Annotated in this window: 4 protein-coding genes; all 4 read left to right on the plus strand. The window is 77.2% G+C overall.

Going from position 1 to position 4,421, the window contains the following annotated elements; genetic code table 11:
* A partial coding sequence (gene pqqE, locus ABZ885_RS36175; protein ID WP_360198571.1) for a pyrroloquinoline quinone biosynthesis protein PqqE occupies positions 1 to 1,192 on the plus strand: 1,192 nt, incomplete at its 5' end.
* Positions 1,189 to 2,097 carry an MBL fold metallo-hydrolase gene (locus ABZ885_RS36180; protein WP_360198574.1) on the plus strand — a complete coding sequence of 303 codons (909 nt, stop codon included), beginning with the start codon at positions 1,189 to 1,191 and terminating at the stop codon, positions 2,095 to 2,097. The genes pqqE and ABZ885_RS36180, both read left to right, overlap by 4 nt.
* 209 nt (positions 2,098 to 2,306) lie before the next feature.
* A complete protein-coding gene (locus tag ABZ885_RS36185; RefSeq protein WP_360198577.1) occupies positions 2,307 to 3,668 on the plus strand; it encodes a lytic murein transglycosylase in 1,362 nt (453 codons plus the stop codon).
* A 445-nt stretch (positions 3,669 to 4,113) separates the two neighbouring features.
* Positions 4,114 to 4,421, plus strand: a 308-nt coding sequence (locus ABZ885_RS36190; protein ID WP_360198579.1) for an alpha/beta fold hydrolase, incomplete at its 3' end; no start/stop codon positions are given.

The raw sequence follows: 4,421 nt of genomic DNA on the forward strand, positions 1-4,421 counted from the left end.
GACGTTCCGCAACAGCAGACCTGGCCGGAGCAGTCCCCGGCTGCGGCCGGCTGGCAGGCCCCCGGCACCGACCAGTACGCGGCCGCGCAGCAGCCTGCCGGCCGCCGGACCGGCCGGTGCACCGGTCCGCACGCCCGCGCCGTTCGGCCTGGTCGCCGAACTCACCCACCGCTGCCCGCTGCAGTGCACCTACTGCGCCAACCCCGTCGAACTCACCCGCCACCACGACGAGTTGGACACCGACCAGTGGCTGCGCCTGCTCGACCAGGCGCGCGGGCTGGGCGTCCTCCAGGTGCACCTCACCGGCGGCGAGCCGCTGCTCCGCCGGGACCTCACCGCCCTCGTCCGCCACGCCCACCACCTGGGCCTCTACACCAACCTGATCACCAGCGGCCTCCCGCTGGACGGCGCCCGCGCGGCCCAACTCGCCGACGCCGGGCTGGACCACGTCCAACTCTCCCTCCAGGACGCCGACCTGCGCCGCGCCGACGCGGTGGCCGGCCTCGCCGCGCACGAGCGCAAGCTCGCCGCGGCCGCGCTGCTGACCGGCGCGGGCCTGCCGCTGACCGTCAACGCCGTGCTGCACCGCGGCAACGTGGCCCGGCTCGGCGCCCTCGCCGACCTGGCGGTCGCCCTGGGCGCCGACCGGGTCGAGCTGGCACACACCCAGTACTACGGCTGGGCCTGGCGCAACCGGGCCCACCTCGCGCCGAGCGAGGAACAGGTCCGCCAGGCCGAACGGGACGTGGCCGCCGCCCGCGAACGGCACGGCGACCGGATCGAGATCACGCACGTCGCCGCCGACCACCACGGGGGCACCGTCAAGCCCTGCATGGACGGCTGGGGGCGGCGCCAACTGGTGGTCGCGCCCGACGGCACCGTGCTGCCCTGCCTGGCCGCGGCCCAACTGCCCGGCCTGCCGCTGCCGAACGCCGTCACCGACGGCCTGGCCGCGAGCTGGCACGACTCGCCGGCGTTCAACCGGTACCGGGGCACCGACTGGATGCCGGAACCCTGCCGCAGCTGCGCGCTGCGCGAGCTGGACCACGGCGGCTGCCGGTGCCAGGCCTACCAGCTCACCGGCGACGCCGGCGCCACCGACCCGGCCTGCCGGTTCTCCCCGCACCACCACCTGGTCGCCGGGCCGCTCCCCGCGGACGGCCCGGCCCCCGCCCCCCGGAGAATGCGTTGAAGATCCGGATCCTCGGCACGGCCGCCGGCGGCGGGCTGCCGCAGTGGAACTGCGGCTGCGCGGGCTGCGCCACCGCCCGCCGCACCGGCGCCGCCCGCACCCAGGACTGCCTGGCGGTCAGCGCGGACGGCACCGCCTGGTACCTGGTCAACGCCTCGCCCGACCTGCGCGGCCAACTGCTCGCCACCCCCGAACTCGCCCCCGCCCCGGGCACCCGGGACACCCCGCTCCGCGGCGTCCTGCTGACCAGCGCCGAACTCGACCACACCCTGGGCCTGCTGACCCTGCGGGAGGCGGCCGAGCTGACCGTGCACGCCACCCTGCCGGTCCGCTACGCGCTCCACTCGGCCTTCCCGGCCGGCCCGCTGCTCGCGCCGTACACCAAGGCCGGCTGGCAGACCCTCGCCCCCGGCCGGGCCGTCGAGCTGGCCGGCGGGCTGCGCGCCGAGCCGCTGGCGCTCGGCGGCAAACTCCCCCGCTACGCGGCCGACCTGCCCGGCGAGGGCTGGGAGGGCCGGACGGACTGGGTCTGCGGCTTCCGGTTCAGCACGGCCGACGGCCGGGCGAGCGCGGTGTACGCGCCGGGGCTGGCCGCGTGGACGCCGGAGCTGGACCGCGCGGTGGCCGGTGCCGGTGTGGTGGTCCTGGACGGCACCTTCAGCACCGACGACGAACTCGCCGGGCACACCGGCGGCGCCCGCTCCTCCCGCGGCATGGGCCACCTCGCCGTCCGCGACTCGCTCCCGCACCTGGCCCGCCACCCCGGCCCGCGCTACCTCTACACCCACCTCAACAACACCAACCCGCTGGCCCACCCCGGCTCCCCCGGCACCGAGGCCCTCGCCCGGGCCCTGGCGGCGGCGGGCGCGGCCGTCGCCGAGGACGGCATGCTCATCGAGCTCTGACGCCCCAACCCCACCCGCCACCTGCGCGTTCGTCAGCTGCGCGTTCATCCACCCGTGGCGCCCGGGACACCCACCGCTCACCGCCGTCCCGTCAGATCGTCGTGATACTAATCGTCCCGGGAACGGGAACTGTCATGCACCGTCAGGCACGATGCCGGCAGTCCGTCCGTTCCCAGAGGGTCCGGGACGGTCACGGGGAGGGGCACGGCATGACGGCAGGGCAGGGCAACGCCGCACGGCGCGACGCAGGGCGGACGACGCGCCGGATACGGCTGGGCAAGCGGGTCACCGGGACGGCCGCCGCGTTCACCGCGCTGGCCGCGCTGACCGGCTCCCAGGTCACCGGCCTCGGGCTCTCCCCGGCCGCGGCGGCCGGCCCGCTGCCGCCGCCCACCGACCCGGTCGTCCCCGTCTCCGTCTCCACCGCCCTGCCCGGCCTCACCCTGCCGGGCGGCGCGCTGCCGACGCTGGCCAACACGCCCGGCGGCACCGGCACCCCGGTAGACGGCGGCGCCCCCGTCCCGCTGCCGCAGCCGCCGGCCGGCGGCCTGCCCGGGGACCCGTCCGCGGGGCCGTTCCGCACCGGGCCCGCCCTGCCCGAGACCGTCTTCGCCGCCTACCGCAAGGCCGAGACGGCCCTGGCCCAGCGCTCGCCCGGCTGCCACCTGCCGTGGCAGCTGCTCGCCGCGATCGGCGAGGTCGAGTCCGGCCAGGCCGGCCGCGGCGCGGTGGACGCCGCCGGGACGACGTACCGGCCGATCCTCGGCCCGGTGCTCGACGGCAAGGGCTTCGCGGCGATCGGCGACACCGACGGCGGCCGCTACGACGGCGACCGCGTCTGGGACCGCGCGGTCGGCCCGATGCAGTTCATCCCCTCCACCTGGGCCTCCTGGGGCGTCGACGCCAACGGCGACGGCCAGGCCGACCCGAACAACATCTTCGACGCCGCGGAGGCCGCCGGCCGCTACCTCTGCGCGGGCGGCCGCAACCTCGCCGACCCGGCCCAGCTGGACCGGGCCGTCCTCGGCTACAACAACTCGGGCGAGTACCTGCGGACCGTCAGGAACTGGATGGCCCACTTCGGCTCCGGCACCACGACCACCACCCCGGACCGGCCGGCCCCCGCGGCCACCACCCCGCCCACGACGCCCGCCGCCTCCGCCACGCCGGCCGCACCGGCTCCCGCGCCGTCCCCGTCCGGCACGCCGAGCGCGACGCCCACCGCCACCTCCGTGCCGTCCCCGTCGGCCACCCCGACGCCCACGGCCACGGCCACGCCCGGCGCGACGCCCACGGCCACGCCGAGCGGCACCCCGAGCACGACACCCAGCGCCACGCCGACCGGCACGCCCACCGCGACGCCCACCGGCTGCCCGGTGCCCACCTCCACGCCGTCCCCGACGGCCACCCCGAGCGCGACGGCCTCCCCCTCCGCCACGCCCACCGCCACGCCGACCGGCCCCGGCTGCCCGGCCCCGGCGCCCACGACCTCCGCCACGGCCACCCCGTCGGCCCCGTCGCCCTCGGCGACCCTCTCGCCGTCCGCGGCCCCGTCACCCTCCGCGCACTGAGACCACGAGCGGTGGGGATCCGGGCCCCCGGATCCCCACCACCGCATGCTCACCACCCCATCAGGTCCATGAGTCGCGAGACCAATTCCTGCCCCGCCGCGCCGGCCAGGCTTGTCAGCACCGCGCCGACCAACGTCAGGCCCTCACCACGAGTGAGACGGAACCTTTTCACCACGGCCTCCCCTGAGCCCGCCGGACGGCGGTCACCACCCGGTCGACCTCCAGCTTCCGCACCGTCCGGAGCGGTCCGACGAGCCCCGACGAGCCGCCCTCACACCGCACCGGAGGACCGACCGGCCCGGAACGGATCGCCTCTCCCCGCGACAGCGTCCGACGAGTTCCGACGAGTCACCGCCACTTCGACCGTCACCACCCGGAACGCATCTGGCACGCCCTAGACTTGGGCGACAGCGAGGTTCGGGGGAGGCCGAGCGTGGCACTTCGGATGGTCAAGGCTCCGGACGGCCGCGAACTCGCCGTCGAGACCGCGGGCGACCCACGCGGTCGGCCGATCGTCCTGATGCACGGAACGCCCGGCAGCCGGGTCGGCCCGCTGCCGCGCGCCACCGTGCTCTACCGCCTGGGGATCCGGCTGGTCTCCTTCGACCGGCCCGGCTACGGCGACTCCACCCGTCTGCCGGGCCGCCGGGTGAGCGCGGCCGCGGCCGACGTCCGGACCATCGCGGACGAGCTCGGGCTGGACCGCTTCGCGGTGCTCGGGCGCTCCGGCGGCGGCCCGCACGCGCTGGCCTG

It is taken from the genome of Kitasatospora sp. NPDC047058 (genome assembly GCF_040643935.1).
Lineage (GTDB): Bacteria > Actinomycetota > Actinomycetes > Streptomycetales > Streptomycetaceae > Kitasatospora.

Coding starts and splice junctions, on each gene's coding strand:
- ABZ885_RS36185 (WP_360198577.1), top strand. CDS start 2,307: ATGACGGCAGGGCAGGGCAACGCCGCACGGCGCGACGCAGGGCGGACG.